At 44.0% G+C, this 1,159-nt stretch carries 1 protein-coding gene and 1 pseudogene; both read left to right on the top strand.

Annotated elements, in window-relative coordinates:
• A pseudogene (locus R7P67_RS25560) lies at positions 1-186 on the top strand (cobyric acid synthase CobQ); the annotation flags it as partial.
• A 125-nt stretch (positions 187-311) separates the two neighbouring features.
• The gene (gene modA, locus R7P67_RS25555; protein ID WP_025505836.1) at positions 312-1,067 is read left to right on the top strand and encodes a molybdate ABC transporter substrate-binding protein; all 756 of its coding nucleotides are present in this window, start codon (positions 312-314) and stop codon (positions 1,065-1,067) included.
• Positions 1,068-1,159: the final 92 nt, after the last annotated feature.

Genomic DNA, 1,159 nt, shown 5'->3' with positions numbered 1-1,159 from the left:
GGTCAAATTATGGGAACCTGCTTGCACGGATTTTTTGACGAAGCGGAAGCGCTAAACCTCATTACTGAGTGGGTGAATGGTACTCAGGTCAAACAGCAAGATTTTGAAGTATTGAAAGAACAAGGTATCAACCGTATTGCGGATGCGATAGAACAACACATGAACCTTGACTTTCTGTTTAAATAACTCGTTAACCAAACGCTATCTTTAACCAAATTTTCTCTCGGCTCCTTATTAGAAAAACGGATCGGGCTGGGAACGCATTCATTTGGCTAGATAGAATTTTCGCTTGCCTTGTACGGAGTCACTTTATGAAAGCATGGAAAACGCATGCTTGCCTAGCGGCAATATTAAGCATTTCATTCTCAACAAATGCAGCAACGGATCTGAAAGTTTATGCTGCGTCTTCGATGACGAATGCGATTGACGAAATCGCTCAAGATTTTAAAGAAAAGTACGACGTAACAGTTACGCCTGTGTATGGCGGCTCGTCTTCGATCGCACGACAAATTATCAATGGTGCTCCAGCCGATGTGTTTATTTCTGCAAACACGAAATGGATGGACTACTTGGTTGATGAAGGTGTTATAGATGGTGACAATGTCACTAATTTAGTTCGCAATAGTCTCGTTCTTATTGCACCTCAAACGTCAAGCTTAGCCGTATTTAACTTCGCGGATGCAAAAGCTTGGGAAGCGGCGTTAAATGGCAGTCGCCTCGCATTGGGCAACCCTACGTCTGTGCCGGCAGGGATGTACGCGAAAGAATCACTGACTACACTGGGTGTATGGAAAGAGATTCAAACCAAAGTTGCACCAGCAAAAAATGTACGTCTTGCTTTGGCTTTAGTTGAGCGCGGAGAAGCTCCTTTAGGGGTGGTTTATAAGACCGATGCGCAGTTGACTAGCAAAGTGAAAATTGTTGGCGAGTTTGCGAGTGACACGCACGCGGCCATCGTTTATCCAGCGGCGGTAGTGAACGATTCAACGGAATCGAGACAATTCTTCCAGTATTTGAAATCGGAAGACGCGAAGCGAGTTTTTGCTCATTACGGTTTCCAACAATAATGCTGTTTTCAATAATAGGGACAAAGAGTGACAGAACTTGAATACCAAGCCCTAATGTTGAGCTTAAAAGTTGGCGCTTATGCGGTACTTTG

It is taken from the genome of Vibrio sp. Vb0937 (assembly GCF_033338855.1).
Note: the sequence above shows the minus strand (reverse complement) of the source record. Positions and strands in the feature narration are given on the sequence as shown.

What these genes read in the sequence shown, in the direction of transcription:
- modA (WP_025505836.1), top strand. Translation starts at nt 312, where the DNA reads ATGAAAGCATGGAAAACGCATGCTTGCCTAGCGGCAATATTAAGCATT.